The 15,391-nt window shown below is 69.8% G+C and carries 12 protein-coding genes; 3 read left to right on the top strand and 9 right to left on the bottom strand.

The features are described 5' to 3' along the window. Positions 1–61: 61 nt before the first annotated feature. Positions 62–2,281: a putative bifunctional diguanylate cyclase/phosphodiesterase gene (locus M5C96_RS16410; RefSeq protein WP_272564197.1), complete on the bottom strand. Its 2,220-nt coding sequence runs from the start codon at positions 2,279–2,281 to the stop codon at positions 62–64. Between the two features lie 187 nt (positions 2,282–2,468). Here M5C96_RS16410 and fumC point away from each other — a divergent pair, with 187 nt between their 5' ends. Continuing rightward, positions 2,469–3,854 carry a class II fumarate hydratase gene (gene fumC, locus M5C96_RS16405; protein WP_272564196.1) on the top strand — a complete coding sequence of 462 codons (1,386 nt, stop codon included), beginning with the start codon at positions 2,469–2,471 and terminating at the stop codon, positions 3,852–3,854. Between the two features lie 54 nt (positions 3,855–3,908). Here fumC and M5C96_RS16400 read toward each other — a convergent pair whose 3' ends face one another. Continuing rightward, positions 3,909–5,060, bottom strand: a complete 1,152-nt coding sequence (locus tag M5C96_RS16400) for a DNA topoisomerase IB (RefSeq protein WP_272564195.1) — start codon at positions 5,058–5,060, stop codon at positions 3,909–3,911. A 568-nt stretch (positions 5,061–5,628) separates the two neighbouring features. On the opposite strand from M5C96_RS16400, the gene M5C96_RS16395 reads away from it, so the two are divergent. After that, a complete protein-coding gene (locus M5C96_RS16395; protein ID WP_272564194.1) occupies positions 5,629–7,149 on the top strand; it encodes a hypothetical protein in 1,521 nt (506 codons plus the stop codon). Here the strand turns inward: M5C96_RS16395 and M5C96_RS16390 are convergent. The 6 genes from M5C96_RS16390 to M5C96_RS16365 form a co-directional block, all read right to left on the bottom strand. Then, positions 7,146–7,871, bottom strand: coding sequence for a response regulator (locus M5C96_RS16390; RefSeq protein WP_272564193.1), 726 nt, complete (start codon positions 7,869–7,871; stop codon positions 7,146–7,148). The two genes, M5C96_RS16395 and M5C96_RS16390, sit on opposite strands and share 4 nt — an antisense overlap. Beyond that, positions 7,868–9,472: an ATP-binding protein gene (locus tag M5C96_RS16385; protein ID WP_272564192.1), complete on the bottom strand. Its 1,605-nt coding sequence runs from the start codon at positions 9,470–9,472 to the stop codon at positions 7,868–7,870. The genes M5C96_RS16390 and M5C96_RS16385 overlap by 4 nt, the downstream gene beginning before the upstream one ends. Positions 9,473–9,489: 17 nt before the next feature. After that, positions 9,490–9,783 carry a hypothetical protein gene (locus M5C96_RS16380; protein ID WP_272564191.1) on the bottom strand — a complete coding sequence of 98 codons (294 nt, stop codon included), beginning with the start codon at positions 9,781–9,783 and terminating at the stop codon, positions 9,490–9,492. Between the two features lie 89 nt (positions 9,784–9,872). Continuing rightward, positions 9,873–10,784: a dioxygenase family protein gene (locus tag M5C96_RS16375; RefSeq protein ID WP_272564190.1), complete on the bottom strand. Its 912-nt coding sequence runs from the start codon at positions 10,782–10,784 to the stop codon at positions 9,873–9,875. A 202-nt stretch (positions 10,785–10,986) separates the two neighbouring features. Beyond that, positions 10,987–12,327, bottom strand: coding sequence for an aminotransferase class V-fold PLP-dependent enzyme (locus tag M5C96_RS16370; protein ID WP_272564189.1), 1,341 nt, complete (start codon positions 12,325–12,327; stop codon positions 10,987–10,989). Beyond that, positions 12,327–13,250 carry an amino acid ABC transporter substrate-binding protein gene (locus tag M5C96_RS16365; protein ID WP_272564188.1) on the bottom strand — a complete coding sequence of 308 codons (924 nt, stop codon included), beginning with the start codon at positions 13,248–13,250 and terminating at the stop codon, positions 12,327–12,329. Before M5C96_RS16365 ends, M5C96_RS16370 begins: the two co-directional genes overlap by 1 nt. A 140-nt stretch (positions 13,251–13,390) precedes the next feature. On the opposite strand from M5C96_RS16365, the gene M5C96_RS16360 reads away from it, so the two are divergent. Then, positions 13,391–14,302 (top strand): LysR family transcriptional regulator, encoded by a 912-nt coding sequence (locus M5C96_RS16360; protein ID WP_272569757.1) that lies wholly within the window; start codon positions 13,391–13,393, stop codon positions 14,300–14,302. 39 nt (positions 14,303–14,341) lie between these two features. Here the strand turns inward: M5C96_RS16360 and proX are convergent, their stop codons facing one another. Next, a complete protein-coding gene (proX, locus tag M5C96_RS16355; protein WP_272564187.1) occupies positions 14,342–15,379 on the bottom strand; it encodes a glycine betaine/L-proline ABC transporter substrate-binding protein ProX in 1,038 nt (345 codons plus the stop codon). Positions 15,380–15,391 lie beyond the last annotated feature (12 nt).

Genomic DNA, 15,391 nt, shown 5'->3' with positions numbered 1-15,391 from the left:
TTTTGGGGAAAGAACGAACCGCGCAATTATCGCCGCCCGCTCCGGACGGCGCTGGCGGCGGTCAGCCGCGGGGGGCGGCGTCGAACGGCAGGCTTTCGAGCGCCTCGAGCCCGCCGATTACGGAAGGCGCGAAATCCGCCGAGCCTTCCGGCTTGTCGCCCTGGGCCCAGGCCAGCAGCACGTCCGCCGGCATGGGGCGGGCGTAGAAAAAGCCCTGCAGTTCGTCGCAGCGCATGGCCAGCAGGATGTCGCGCTGGCCGCTGGTTTCCACGCCCTCGGCCACCACGCGCAGGCCCAGGGCGTGGGCCAGCCGCACCACGGCATCGACCACGGCGCGGGCGTCTTCTTCGTGTTCGAGGTCGTTCACGAAGCTGCGGTCGATCTTGAGCTGCTGGGCCGGCAACTGGCGCAGGTAGTTCAGGCTCGAATAGCCAGTGCCGAAGTCGTCGATGGACAGGAACACGCCGATGCGCGCCAGGCCTTCGAAGGTGCGCTGCGTGGCCTTGGTGTCTTCCATGGCTACCGATTCGGTGATCTCGCACAGCAGTTGCGAGGAATCCAGGCCATGGAACTGCAGGGCGTGCTCGATGCGCTCGGCCAGGCCGCTTTCGCGCAGCTGGTGCACCGACAGGTTGATCGCCACGCGCATGCGCAGGCCGCTGCGCGCCCAGTCGGCCATCTGCCGGCAAGCCTCTTCGATGACCCAGGCGCCCAGCTGGCCGATCAGCCCGAAGCGCTCGGCCAGGCCGATGAATACCAGCGGGCTCACCATGCCGCGTTTCGGGTGGTGCCAGCGCAGCAGCGCCTCCACGCCGTTGATGCGGCCGCGCTTGCCGTCGATCTTGGGCTGGTAGTGCAGGGCGAGTTCGCCGCGCGCCAGGGCGTGGCGCAGGTCGTTCTGCAGTTCGAGCTGGTCGGACGCATCCGAGCCCATGTGGGGCTCGAACATGGCGTAGCCGTTGCCGCCCGCGCGCTTGGCGGCATACATGGCGGCATCGGCATTGGCGACCAGCTTGTCGCGGTCGCCGTGGTCGGGGTGCAGCACCACGCCGATGGAGCAGCCGATCTGCACCTGCCGGCCCGCCACCTGGAAGGGCAGGGCGAGCGCTGCCAGGATGCGGTTGGCCACCACGATGCAGTCGGCCGTGTTGCCCACGTCTTCCAGCAGCAGCAGGAACTCGTCGCCCCCCACGCGGGCCACCGTGTCGCTTTCGCGCGCTTCGGCGCGCAGGCGCTGGGCGGCTTCCGACAGGATGGCGTCGCCCGCGGCATGGCCGAAGGAGTCGTTGATGGGCTTGAAGCCATCCAGGTCCACGAACAGCACGGCCAGGCGGTCCAGCACGCGGTGGTGGTTGGTGCGCTCCAGGCGCAGCAGCGCGTGGGCAAGGCGGTCTTCGAACAGCAGGCGGTTGGGCAGGCCGGTGAGCGCATCGGCGAACGCGCGCTTTTGCAGCTCGGCATTGGCCTGCTGCAGCTTGGCGTTGCTGTCCTGCAACGAGCGGGTGAGCCGGCGCGCGACGTTCTGCAGCCGCGCATCGAGGATGGAGATGAACAGCGTGCTGAGCATCAGCAGCAGTGTGAAGATCGCCACCATGGCGGCCAGCCCCGAGCCGCCCAGCGAATTGGCGCTCAGGCACACGGTGCCCTGCGGGAACTGGGCGGCGGCCATGCCGAGGTAGTGCATGCCGCAGATGGCCAGCGCCATCACCAGCGAAGCCGCGGCCTGGAACATCCTGCGGCGGTTGCCGTGCATGCCCCGCAGTGCCTGGAACAGGTAAAGCGCCGTGGCCGAGGCCAGCACCGCGACTGCCACCGACAGGGCGACGTAGAAGCCGTTCCACACGATGCCGATGGACAGGTGCATGGTGCGCATGCCGATGTAGTGCATCGCGCTGATGCCCGCGCCCATGGCGAGCGCCCCGATGGCCAGGTGCCGGCGCCGCACGCGATCCATGCTGGCCAGGCCCAGCGCGACGGCCGATGCCGCCACGGCGGCCAGCCAGGACAGGGCGGTGAACGCGGGGGTGAAGCCCAGGGCGATGGGCAGCTCGAACGCCAGCATGCCCAGGAAATGCATGGACCAGATGCCTGTGCCCATCACCAGCGAACCTGCGGCCCACCAGGCCAGTCCGATGCGGCTTTGGGAGGTGCGCACGCGGCGGGCCAGATTCAGCGTGACGTACGAGGCCAGCAACGCCACGGCGAACGACGCCGCCACCACCAGCGGATCGTGGTGCGACGGCAGGAAGCCGGTCAACGGTGGGGTGAGCGGGGAGGGCATGGAAGGTGCGGCGGCAGCGGGGCGCCAAAGGTGTCCAAGTGTATCCACCGCAGGCTCTCCCGGGGGGCGGGAGGGTCTCTGCGTTACGCGGTCCCCACCGATGAGAATGGTTTTGTTTCGCGTTATGCTTTTGGACGATGCGCACCCTTGTGCGCCCTTCGTTTCTTCACCACCGGACCCGCCAGACATGACTTCCCGCATCGAACGCGACACCTTCGGCCCCATCGAGGTGCCGGCCCATCAGCTCTGGGGCGCGCAGACGCAGCGATCACTGCAGAACTTCGACATCTCCGGCGAGCAGCAGCCGCGCGAGATCATCCGGGCCCTGGCGCAGGTCAAGCGCGCCTCGGCCGTGGTGAACCAGGCGCTGGGCCTGCAGGACGCGAAGAAGACCGACGCCATCGTGGCCGCGGCCGACGAGGTGATCGCCGGCCGGCACCCCGGCGAGTTCCCGCTCGTGGTCTGGCAGACGGGTTCGGGCACGCAGACCAACATGAACGTCAACGAGGTGCTGGCCAACCGCGCCAGCGAGATCCTGGGCGGCGAGCGCGGCGAGGCGCGCCTGGTGCACCCCAACGACGACGTGAACCGCAGCCAGTCGAGCAACGACGTGTTCCCCACCGCCATGCACGTGGCGGCGGTGGAGGCGCTCACGCACCGGCTGCTGCCCGCCCTGGCCAAGCTGCGCGCCACGCTGGCGCAAAAGGCCGAGGACTTCGACGGCATCGTGAAGATCGGCCGCACCCACCTGCAGGACGCTACCCCACTCACGCTGGGCCAGGAGTTCTCGGGCTACGTGGCGCAGCTCGATCACGGCGAGCGCCACGTGCGCGCCGCGCTGCCGCACCTGTGCGAGCTGGCCCTGGGCGGCACCGCCGTGGGCACCGGCCTGAACGCCCCCAAGGGCTACGCCGAGCAGGCCGCCGCCGAGTTGGCGCGCCTGACCGGGCTGCCGTTCGTCACGGCGCCCAACAAGTTCGAGGCCCTCGCCTCGGTCGACGCCCTGGTGCATGCGCACGGCGCGCTCAAGACCCTGGCCGCCAGCCTGATGAAGATCGCCAACGACGTGCGCTGGCTGGCCAGCGGCCCGCGCAGCGGCATCGGCGAACTGAGCATTCCCGAGAACGAGCCCGGCTCGTCCATCATGCCGGGCAAGGTCAACCCCACGCAGAGCGAGGCGGTGACCATGCTGGCCGCCCAGGTGTTCGGCAACGACGTGGCCATCAACTTCGGCGGTGCCTCGGGCAATTTCGAGCTGAACGTGTTCCGCCCCATGGTGGCTCACAACTTCCTGCAGAGCGTGCGCCTGCTGGCCGACGGCATGGTCAGCTTCAACGACCACTGCGCCGTGGGCATCGAGCCCAACCGCGACCGCATCACCGAGCTGGTGGACCGCTCGCTGATGCTGGTGACCGCGCTCAACACGCACATCGGCTACGACAAGGCCGCCTTCATCGCCAAGAAGGCGCACAAGGAAGGCACCAGTCTGCGCGAGGCGGCCGTGGCGTCGGGCCACGTCACCGGCGAGCAGTTCGACCAATGGGTCGTTCCTGGGAACATGGTCGGCCGCTGAAGGCCGGCCGCTGAGCGGGCACTGAAAGGCGCCAGCGCCTCGTTGCCCGCCGGCTCAGTGCGTGGTCTTGCGCGCGCGCGGAGCGCGCACCGGGCGGTCCTGGTGCCGCAGGAACGCCAGCAGCCGCCGCTCGGCGGCCTGCAGCGCGCGCGGCGTGTTCGTGCCGCCGATGCGCTCCCACAGCACCTGCATGTCCGGCCCGGCGTCGGACGTGAGCCGCGACCCCAGCGCCAGCACCGAGGGGTGCACGTACGACTTCTTGCACACGGCCGGCGTGTTGCCCAACTGCCGTGCCACCTCGATCAGGATGTGCTTGGCCGTCACCGCGGGCGCGCCGGGCTGGGGCGAGCAGGCCAGCCGCGTCAGCTCCAGCGCCTGCACGGTGCCGTGCCAGGTGCGGAAGTCCTTGGCGGTGAAATGCTCGCCCTCCTGCGTGCCGGTGATCTCGCGCAGGTAGTCGTTCACGTCGCCCGAATCGACGGCATGCAGCGCGCCGTCTTCTCCCTCGTACTGGAACAGTTCCTGGCCCGGCAGCTGCTGGCAGCGGCGCACCACGCGGGCCACGCGCGGGTCGTCGAGCGTGGCCTCCTGCTGCACGCCGCTCTTGCCGCGAAACCGCAGCTGCAGCTGGCTGCCGCGCAGCGCCGCATGGCGGGTGCGCAAGGTGGTCAGGCCATAGGAGCGGTTGGTGCTGGCGTATTCCTCGTTGCCCACGCGCAGGTAGGTGGTGTCCAGCAGGCGCACCAGCGTGGCGAGCACCCGCTCTCGGGACAGGGCCGGGCCCGACTTGGCCCGCAGGTCGCGCGCCACCCGCGCGCGGATGCGGGGCAGGGCGCGGCCGAAGGCCTGCATGCGTTCGAACTTGGCCTCGTCGCGCTGCAGCCGCCAGTCGGCGTGGTAGCGGTACTGCCGCCGGCCACGCGCATCCAGCCCCGTGGCCTGCAGATGGCCGTTGGGCAGCGGGCAGATCCACACCTCGGTGTAGGCGGGCGGGATGGCCAGGCGCTGGATGCGGGTGATCTCGTCCGGGTCGGTCAGCCACCGGCCGTCGGGTTGGCGGTAGCGAAAGCCCTCGCCCTTGCGCTCGCGGCTCAGGCCCGGCATCTCGGGGTTGACGTAGCGCAGTCCACGGGCCAGGCGGGTGGCGGGCGGGCGGGCCGGTGAAGCGGCGGCAGGGGCGGCAGGGGCGGTTGCGGTGCGTGGCATATGGGAAGGCAGGCGGTGCGGCAAAAAGGGGGCGCGAAGCGCGCCCCCCGATCTCAGCCCAGCCGGCGCGGGTCGGCTGTAGGAGGCAGCCCGCTGCGCCGGTGGGATTGAATCCGCGCCGTGCATGCTCGGTAGGCGGGGCCTGAAGGCCACGGGTCGAAATGGCCTCCGCCGCAATAAAATCTATGGCGTATTGCTATGAAAAATATAGCAATGTGCTTGCCTTCTGCTCAGAACCTCGCTTCAGCGCGCGCCGGCAACGCTTCGGCCCCGTGGTGATGGCTTCGGTGCGGCGCGCGGGGCGAGCCAGCCAGGGCGATAAAGTCTGGCCGGCATGCCATTGGCTCCCCTCGCTCCATTTTTTGTGCACAGGCCAGAGCGGCAATACGGACTCCCCATGACCTTGCCTCGCCTTCGCTCGCTGTTCACCGGAAAACCCACTCCGCCAACCCGGCCTGCGGATGCAGCGCAATCCCATAAGCCTGCGGCGACGGCTTCCCGATCCAGGCCCGCCAATGCGACACTCCCCGCGCTGTCTGCTCGCCCTGCCGAGACCCTTGCCCGGCCTGTGGACCGTCCCTCCCCGCAGCCATCGTTGCGGCGCCAGAATGCCGTGCTGCCGGAGCGCGGTTCGGCCGCCATGCGGTCTGCCTGGCTCAGCTTGCCGACCGGCGCGAAGGGCCCACTTGCGCAATTGATGTCACCGCCCGTGGAGCAGGCGCTTCCCGAGGGCAGCCGTGGCCCATTGGCGGCACTGATGCACCACGATGCGAGGAGTGAGTCGATCCAGGCGGCGCAGCGACTTTCGCCGCGCGATACCGATGACCAAGCCTTGGCCATCGCCGAGGCACCTCTGGGACCTGGCGCGAACAGCGATGGATGGGACACCGTACAGGCCGATAGCACGAGCGAGATCGTTCCTGCAGAGGACGGACCGCCCCCCACGACTGGCCCTGCTGTGTCGGTGCAAACCGCGCAAGGCGTGGTGCCGGCAGCCCACCCCGAGCGCGGAGCCACCGATGGCCTGCCATCGCTTGACGCATTGGCGCAAGCGCCCGAACCTTCGCGCCGAAGCAAAAACAGGATCGAAAAGAAAATCGATCTGGTTCGGCAACCGGATGCCCATGTGTCCGGCCTGCCTGCGGCACAAATCTCTGCGCTGGCCCAGGCATTGGGCTTGCGCACAGCGCCTGCCGATGCTCTGTCCGATGCGCAAGCCACCGCATCCGCTGCCCAGGCGGTGGCCCATCGGCTGCAACGGCTGAGGCTGGGCGAGGTCTTCACGCAGTACGACGGCGCTCAGGAGGCGCGACGCATCAAGGACTCCGCGCTGGTGAAGGGGGCCTCCAGTGAAAAACGCCAACTGCTGCAGCAACTGGCGATGAAAACGCATCTGTGGCTGCGCGAGCGGGAAACCGTCGATCCCGTCACTCAGCGACAGAAAGTCGAGGTGGGCATCTATTTCGATGGCATTCCCGACCGGGCCGGCAACCAGGTCAAGCGGGTCATTCAGGGCGGGATCGGCGATGTCTATCGGAAAGCCTGCGAGGCGGGGCAGCTCGTGGCGAACATCCTGCAGGAAAGGGCCGAATCCGCCTCCGCGCCGGATGTGGAAATCGTCCAGGTTTGCGGCCTGTCCATCGGGGGCGGTTCCGCCCAGATGTTCACCAAGGCCTTGCAGGGGCACATCGCATTGGATGCGCCTCCCTCGCTCATTCTTCTGGATCCCGCTTTGCTCAGCCAGGCGCAGGTCCGGCATGCGGCCAAAGGGACCGTGCTGCCCCCGCAGAAGCGGCCGGTCGAGGGACTGATCATCACCTTGGACTACGAAAAAAAGCCACGCAAGAACCTGGTGGATAACCTGCGCTATCTGGGCTACCAGCCCAAGGGGCTGGTTCGTCTCGCGCTGGGGCTCAAGAACGACGACGGGGTCGATTCCCAGCCGCCGAAGCCTTCGGAGGCCAAGGTATTCGGAAAATTCCTGGGTTACCACTCCAATCGCCACCACTACGAAAAAGCACTGCTTCGCTTCGCTGGCGCCGCGCCGCCGCCCGAGGGCGCAACTGCGTCTTCATCGCGACCCGCTTAGTACGCGGCGCTGGAGGGGGCGGCTGCGCTCGTGTCGCCCGCGTCCTCGTCGAACGCGAAGCCCACCCCGTACACCGACCGGATCCACTCCACGCCGTCGCCGCTGGCGGCCTTGAGCTTCTTGCGCAGGTTCTTGATGTGGCTGTCGATGGCCCGTTCGTTCACGTCCAGCGTGTCGCCGTAGGCCAGGTCGAGCAATTGCGCGCGCGAGAAGATGCGCCCGCTTTGCCGCGCCAGCGCCTGCAGCAGGCGGAACTCGCGCGGCGTGAGCGCCACGTGGGCGCCGCGCAGCGTGACCTGCCAGTGCGCCTCGTCCAGCGCCAGCACCGGCGGGCCGGCCGTGGCCGGCGGCTGCGCCATGCCGCGCCGCAGCACGGTCTTGACCCGCGCCACCACCTCGCGCGGGGAGAACGGCTTGCAGATGTAGTCGTCCGCGCCCAGCTCCAGGCCGATCAGGCGGTCCACCTCTTCGACGCGGGCGGTGAGCATGATGATGGGCTTGTCCGTGTGGCGGCGCGCCTGGCGCAGCACCGACAGGCCGTCGAGCCCCGGCAGCATCACGTCCAGCAGGGTGAGGTCGGGCGGCGTGGGGCTGGTCAGCCGGGCCAGGGCGCCGGGGCCGTCGGCCACGTGCTCGGCCTCGTAGCCGGCGTGGCGCAGGTAGTCGAGCACGATGTGGGCGATGTCGGTCTCGTCCTCGACCACGAGGATGCGCGCTGTCATGAAGGGTTCTCCAGCAAGGGCAGGGTGAGGGTGGTGCGCAGCCCGCCGAGCGGCGAGGGCTGCGCGGTGATGCGGCCGCCGTGCGATTGCACGATGGCGCGGCAGATCGCCAGGCCCAGGCCCGATCCGCCCAGGTCGCCGGTGGCGCGCGCGCGCGACGCTTCGGCGCGGTACAGGCGGTCGAACAGGCGCGGCAGGTCGTGCTCGGCCACGCCGGGCGCGGTGTCGTCGAACTGCAGCACGAGCGAGGGCGCGGGCCCGCTGCGCTCGGTCTGCGCCTGGATTTCCAGCCGGCCGCCGGGATCGGTGTAGCGCACGGTGTTTTCCAGCAGGTTCAGGAACACGCGGTGAAGCTGCTGCGCGTCGCCGCGCACCAGCGGCGGGGGCGGCAGGCGGGCGAGCGCGGCCAGCCCGTGCGTGTCCAACGCGAGGTCGGCCTGGTCGAAGCGCGGCTGCATGGAGGCCACGGCCTCGGCCAGCAGCGACAGCGGGTGCACGGGCACCAGCGCGGAGGGCGCGCTGCCCGCGGCGGCATCCAGGCTGGCGCGCAGGTCGCCCACCAGCTGGATGAGCCGCATCACCTGCCGGTGCAGGCGCAGCGCGGTCTTGTCGTCGAACGGGCGCACGCCGTCCTGCACGGCCTCGATCTCGGCGCGCATCGCCGCCAGCGGGGTGCGCAGCTCGTGCGCCACGTCGCCGATCCACTGTCGGCGCGAGGCTTCCATGCCGCCCAGCTGCTCGGCCATGTCGTTGAAGGTGAGCGCCAGCCTGGCCAGCTCGTCGTCGCCGTGCACGGCCACGCGGGTGTCCAGCCGGCCCGCCGCCACGCCGCGCGCGCCGTCCACCAGCGCGCCGATGGGGGCGAGCCAGCGGCGGGCCAGCGCCCAGGACAGCAGCAGCGCGAGCGCCAGGCCGGCAATGCCGGTCCACACCACGAAGCCCAGTTGCCGGGCGATGAAGGCGCGGTCGGCCTCGGTCTCCATGTGCGAGGGCGGGCTCAGCACCAGCTCGCCGATGGGGGTGCCGTCGCTGCCGCGCAGCGGCAGGCGGGCGGCATCGGGCGTGGGGCGCACGCCGGCCACCAGGCGGCCCTGGGCATCGAGCACGCCGAGCCGCTGCGACAGCATGGAGCCGGGCGGCGGTGGCGGACGGTCGCGGCCATCGGAGGCGGTGCGATCGGGCGAATAGCCGTCGGGCGGCGGGCCTTCGCCGGGTTCGCCGAAGTCGGGCGGCGGCGGTGGGCGCTCGCGAAAGCCGCCGCTGCGGCCCTCGTTGCCGGCGGTGGTGTTGTCGCCGCTGCGGCCGTTCGGGCTGGCCGCGCCCTGGGCGCTGCTGCGCAGCGCGGGACTGTCGCCGGGGCGGCGCATCTCGCGCCACAACTCGGGCTGGGTGCGCAGCGTCTGCCAGCCGCCATGCAGCAGGTGCATGCGCTGCAGCCTTGCGGCCAGCCAGTCCATGCGGGCCAGCTCGATCTCGGCCACGTACGGGCCCAGCCCGCGCTGCAGCCCCAGGCGCGAGAACCCCACGAAAAGCAGCAGCAGCACGGCCAGCAACAGGGTGAGTGCGAGGAAGGCTTTGCTTTGCAGCGTGAGGCGGGGCATGGGCGGCTGGTCGGGGGTCAGCGGGAGGGGGGCGGGCCGCCGGCGCCTGGAGGGGGGCCGCCGGCGGGCATGGCCACGAGGGTGCCGTTCATTGTGCGGCATGTGCCGGGCAGGGTCTTGCCGTCCGGCATGGTCAGCGTGACCGAGGCGCCTTCGGTCTGGCCCTTGCAGGCGGTGTAGGCCTCTGGCGGCGGGCCGGGGGGCTGCCCGCCCGGCGCGCCCTGGGCCAGGGCGCCGCAGGTGAAGGCGGCGAGGGACAGGCCCAGGCAGAGGCCGGCGAAGGTGATGGTCGTGTGGCGGGGAGGGTGCATGGTGGCGCGTGCCTTTGTTGCGGAGGGAAGAAGGCCCGGGGCGAGCCTCGGGACGGCGGGAGGCACCGGGGCAGCCGCCCCGGTGGCGCTCAGGCGGCGATCGAGATCGTGATGGCGGCGGTGTAGCCGCCGCTGCCGTTGCTTTGCATGGTCACCATCTCGAGGTCGGTGCCGTCGCTGAACACGTTGTCGGTGGCGAAGGTGATCGCCGCCAGGTTGGACACGCTGGCGCTGTAGCCCGAATTGGCCGTGTAGATGGAGCGCAGGGTGTCCGTGGGGAACGCGAGCTGGGTGGTCTTGACCTTGTTGCTGGCCGTGGTGGCCACCGACAGGCTGGGATACACCTCCAGGTGCATGTGGGGCATGCGCCCGGCGTAGCAGCCCGGCACGATGGTGGTGAAGGTCACGGTGCCGCTCGCATCGGTGGCCTGCACGCCGCGCAGGTAGTTGGCGGCGATGCTGCGCTCGGTGTAGACCGAGTAGTCGCCGCCCTGCGAGCAATGCCACAGGTAGATGGCATAGCCCTGCAGCGCCGCGCAGCTGGCACGCGTGTTGGTGAGCGTGATGGTGATGGTGAGCGGCACGCCGCCCACGGTGGTGGACGCGCCGATGTTGCTGCGGATGTCCTTGCGCACGATGCCGCTGAGCGCGAGCACGTTGTAGTTGGAGTTGCTGGCGTTGGAGCCGTCGGCGGGGTAGGGACCGGCGGTTTCCTCGGGGACGACGGAGCAGGTGGTGTCCGTGCCGGTTCCCGTTCCGGTGCCAGTTCCCGTACCTGTGCCGGTGCCTGTACCCGTGCCCGTTCCGGTTCCGGTGCCCGTACCGGTGCCTGTCCCGGTGCCCGAACTGTCGGCCACGGCGTCGGAGCCGCCTCCGCCGCAGCCCAGCAGGGTGGCGATGCCCAGGGAGCCGATGGTGCCGAGTGCCAGCCGCCGCCGTTTGTCCGCGGTGGACGCTGCGATGTCAGCGGCCGCGGTGGCCAATGGGGTGGATGTGTTCATGGTTCCTCTCCTTTTCCTTCGTTGGGGATGGAGGAACTTTGCAATCCAATTGAGGAGAAATTGAGGCGGTGCGCGCCTTTCTCCCCGTCAGGCGGGTCGGTGCATGGTGCTACTTTTTTAATAGCAACATGCCCTAGTGATCCATGCGCTGGAGGCCTTTTTCGCCTCCAGTGTGGCCGACCCGCCCCGGCCGGCCCGTCGCTCACGCCGAGGCGAACGCCTGGGCGATATCCTGCGTCACCGCGAGGAACCGGTCCACATCGGCCGTCGAATGGCAGTGCAGCGGGGAGACGCGCACCGCGCCCGCGAGCCCGAACGACTCCAGCATGCGGCGCGAATACAGGCTGGTGGCCGAGCGCTCGTACACCGTCACGCCGCGTGCGCCGTACTCGCGCACGGCACGGGTGCAGTCCAGGTGCGGAAAGCCGATGCCGACGATCAGGTCGCGCCGGGTGAGGTCGGGGTGGTCCAGGAACACCTCCACGCCCGGCATGGCGCGCAGCCCGGGCACCGCGTTGTCGCTGTCGCCGCCGTTCAGTAGGCGCGACAGCAGCGCGCGTTCGTGCAGTTCGATGGCCGCGATGCCGGCTTCGAAGCGCGCCCGCCGGTCGCCAGGGGCCGCATCGCCGGCGGGCCCGCCCTCGGGCGCCTGCGCGCCGAGCCAGCACACGTAGTCCACGATCTCCGTCACCACGGCGAACTGCCACGGCGCGGTACTGCCCAGGTCCCAGAAGTCGGCGGGCTTGGCCGACAGCTTGTGGTGCGGAAGGGCGGCCGCGCGGTCGGACAGCCAGCCGAAGCCCGAGCCCCGGCAGCCGAAGAACTTGTAGGGCGCGATGTTGATGCCGTCCACCGGCGTCTTCTGCAGGTCGATGAGGCCGTGCGGCGCGTGCTGCACCGCGTCCACCAGGATGTACAGGTCGGGCCGGATGGCGCGCGCCCGGCGCACGATGGCCTCCAGGTCCAGCTTGGCGCCGGAGATGTTGGAGGCGTGGATCACGTTGAGCACGCTGGTGCCCTGGTCCACCAGGCCCACGATGGCGTCCACGTCCACGCCGCCGGTGGCGCGGTTGCTGGGCGCCACGCGCAGCTCGCGGCCCATTTCGCGGGCGTAGCGCTCCATGGCGTCGTACGACGAGGGGTGCTCCAGCACGGTGGTGACCATGTTGGTGCCCGGCACGTTCTGCGCCACGGCCCGCACCATCTCGAACATGACGCCCGAGGCGGTGAGCGCGGCGTACACGCTGCCGCCCTTGGCGTTGAGCAGCAGCCGCACGTCGGCCACGCCGGCGGCCTGGATATCCTGCAGTTCGCGCGCCGTGGCGTGGATGCGCTCGGTGTTGTCCGGCACGGCATCGATCTGCGCGAAGCGCTCCACCGCCGCCTTCAGCCGGAACGAGCCGCCCGCGTTGTCGAAATACAGCCGCTCGTGGCCGTGGTGGTCGCGCTCCACCTGCAGGAAGCGCTCTCGCACCTCGCGCATCAGGGCGTCGGGGAAGAGGCGACCCTGCGGGTAGTGCGTGGTGTTGCTGTGGCCTGCCATCACACGCCCTTGCTGCTGGGGTTGCGGAAGGCCTCGCGCACGGCGTCGGACATGGGGAAGTTCAGGTTCACGTTGCTCGGCGGGATGGGCTGGGTGAACCAGCGCGCGTACAGGCGCTCCATTTCGCCGGAGCGCATCAGGCCGGTCACCGTCTGGTCCACCAGGGCCTGGAACTGCGGGTCGTTCTTGCGCAGCATGATCCCGTAGGGCTCCTGGCGCAGCACCACGTCCTTGAGGATGCGGAAGTCGCCCGGGTTGGGCGCGGTGGCGATCAGGCCGGCCAGCTGCACGTCGTCCAGCACGTAGGCGGCGGCGCGGTCGCTGGCCAGCAGCAGGAAGGCATCGGCCGTGTCCTTGCCCGAGATTTCCTGCACCTCCAGGTTCTCGGCGCGCTTGTAGGTGCGCAGCAGCTGGATCGACGTGCTGCCCGCCACGGTGGCCACCGTCTTGCCGGCCAGGTCGGCCAGCGACTGGATGCCGGAGTTCTTCTTCACCGCCACGGTGATGTTGGTCACGAAATGGCTGGGCGCGAAATTCACGTGCTGCTGGCGCACGACCGAATTGGTGGTGGTGGCGCAGTCCAGGTCCACGGTGCCGTTCTGCAGCAGTGGAATGCGGTTGAGCGAGTTGAGCAGGGTGTACTGCACGCGCAGCGTGGGCAGGCCGAGCTTGGCCTTCACGGCCTCGGCGATCTTCAGGCAGATGTCGTTGGAAAAGCCGATGGGGTCGCCGCTGCCCGTGGGCTTGTACGAAAACGGAATGGAGCTGTCGCGGCTGCCGATGATGAGCGTGCCGCTCTCCTTGATCTTGCGCAGGGTGTCGATCTCCTGGGCGCTGGCCACGTTGGACAGCAGGGCGGCGCAGACCGCCAGGGGCAGGGTGCGGCGCAGGGCGAAGGCAAGGGGGCGGGGCAGGCGGTGCATGGCGGGCTTTCGGAAGAGGGCGCTGGGGACCTCGCGTTGGCGAGGGGCTGAAAGGCATTCTCAAAGCGCCGACGCTTTTGAAAAAGCGATTTTTTGTGCTCGAATCGGATGAATAAAAGTGTTCTGAAATCCCCGCCATGATGACCTTCAAGCAACTCGAAGCGCTGTACTGGATCGGCCAGCTCGGCGGCTTCGCGCAGGCGGCCCAGAAGCTGCACACCTCGCAGTCGGCCGTGTCCAAACGGGTGCACGAGCTGGAACTGCTCTTCGACACGCCGCTGTTCGACCGCAGCCAGCGCACGGCGCGGCTGACCGAAAAAGGCGAGGAGATGTTCGTGCTCGCCCGCAAGCTGCTGCGCCAGCGCGACGCGGCGGTGGAGCAGTTCGGCAAGCCCGGCGTGATCGAGCGGCGCCTGCGCATCGGCGTGACCGAACTCACCGCGATGACCTGGCTGCCCCGGCTGGTTGCCCTGGTGCAGCAGCACTACCCCAAGGTGACGCTGGAGCCCGATGTGGACGGCAGCCTGCCCCTGCGCGACAAGCTGCTGGCCGACGAGCTGGACCTCATCATCGTGCCCGATGCCTTCGCCGATGCGCGCCTGCCGGCCAAGGCCATCGGCCAGGTGGAAAGCGCGTGGATGTGCAAGCCCGGGCTGGTGCCGGCCGGCACGGTGCGGCTGCACGAACTGGCGCGCCACCGCCTGCTGGTGCAGGGCAATGCCTCGGGCACCGGGCGGCTCTACGACGCGTGGATGAAGGAGCGCGGGGTGGAGCTGGCCGACGCCATCGTGGTGAGCAACCTCGTCGCGCTCACGGGCCTCACCGTGTCGGGCCTGGGCGTGGCCTACCTGCCCCGGCACTGCCTGGCGCCGCTGATCGCGGCGGGCATGCTGGCCGTGATCGACGTGGTGCCTGCGCTGCCCAGCGTGCCCTACGTGGCCATGCACAAGGGCGAGCACCGCAGCGCGCTGGCCGCCTCGATCATCATGTTGGCGCAGTCGTGCTGCGACTTCACGCGGGCCTTCCAGGCGCGGGCCGATGGCGCGGCGTGATGCCCTCGGGCAGCGCATGCCCGGGGCCTGCGTGCCGCCTCAGGGCCTGGCCGCGGCGAGTGCCTGCTGAATCCAGCCGTCGAAGGTCTTCTGGTGGGCCTTGATCCAGCCGTCGGTGTGGCGCGCCACGTCGGCCGGCTGGTTCTGGCCGTTCTTCATCGCCAGGTTCTGGGCGTTGATGTCGCCCACGGGCAGCTGCATCACCTCGAACAGGCGCGCGGCGGCGGGGTTCTTCTCGGCGAAGGCCTTGTTGGCCACGATGCGCTGGGTGTTCAGCACGAAGCCGTAGTTCTTGCCGTCGGGCAGGGCGGTGTCCTGCCCGGCCTGCGCGCCCGGCAACGAAGACCGCGGCACCTGCAGCCACACCACGTCCTGGCCCGGGCGCAGCACGCCGCTCACCCAGTAGGGCGTCCAGGTGTAGTAGAGGATGGGCTGGCCCTGCTTGAAGCGCGCGATGGTGTCGGCGATCAGCGCGGAGTAGCTGCCCTGCACGTGCGTGACGGTGGCGCCCAGGCCGAAGGCCTTCAGCTGGTGCTCGATCACGCCCTCGCAGCCCCAGCCGGGATTGCAGCCCGTGAGGTCGGCCTTGCCGTCGCCGTTGGTGTCGAAGAGCTTGGCGAGCTTCGGGTCCTTGAGCTGGTCGATGTGGGTGATGCGGTACTTCTCGGCCGTCTTGCGGTCGATCAGGTAGCCCTGCGCGGCGTTCTGCGAATAGGTGCCTTGGCGCCACAACTTGGCATCGCCGCCGGCGTTCTTGTAGAAGTCCGCGTGCAGCGGGTCCCAGTGGTCCGCCATGAAGGTGGCGTCGCCGTTGGCGATCGCCACGTGGGCGGTGGCGTACTCGATCTCCTTGATGGGCTGCACGTCGTAGCCCAGCTTTTGCAGCGCGCGGCCGACCAGCAGGGTCTGGAAGGTCTCTTCCGCGATGGAGCTTTGCAACGGCTGCACGCGCACGCCCTGGCCCGGCAGGGGCTGCGCAGCGGCGGTGCCGGCCAGGCCGACGGCCAGGGCGCTGGCGGCCAGCCAGGTACGGGCGAGGGAGCGCGAGGGGCGGAGGGAAGGGGTGATGCAGGTCATGTCGTCGTCCTT

The sequence above is a fragment of the Acidovorax sp. GBBC 1281 genome (genome assembly GCF_028473645.1).
Lineage (GTDB): Bacteria > Pseudomonadota > Gammaproteobacteria > Burkholderiales > Burkholderiaceae_C > Paracidovorax.
This window is presented reverse-complemented; position numbering and strand designations above follow the sequence as displayed.